This window comes from Alcanivorax sp. HI0007, assembly GCF_001635525.1.
Taxonomy (GTDB): domain Bacteria; phylum Pseudomonadota; class Gammaproteobacteria; order Pseudomonadales; family Alcanivoracaceae; genus Alcanivorax.
Genome location: NZ_LWEJ01000052.1, coordinates 1 through 286, shown reverse-complemented (window position 1 = coordinate 286; position 286 = coordinate 1). Strand labels below are relative to the sequence as shown.

1 pseudogene is annotated in these 286 nt (G+C 58.7%); it reads left to right on the top strand.

The annotated features are described in order from the left end of the window. A pseudogene (locus A3714_RS17890) lies at positions 1 to 286 on the top strand (two-component sensor histidine kinase); the annotation flags it as partial.

Genomic DNA, 286 nt, shown 5'->3' with positions numbered 1-286 from the left:
CGTGCTGGTGTTGAACCATCTTTCCCACTTCCCCGAAGACGAATGGGAGCAGGCCCTGGGCCGGCTCCAGCAGCATTTCGGCTTCCCCCTCAATCTTGTGCCACGGGACCAAGTATCCCTGGACCCGGAACAGGAGCAGCGGCTCAATCGTCGCGAAGTGGTTATCGGTCTGGATGACAGTACCCGTAACAACTCCAGTATCCGCATTTATGCTCCGGTGGCGCAGACCGGCAAACTGCTGGTGATCGGCCCCCTCAGTCTGTTCGACCAGTTCCCCATGGAATTG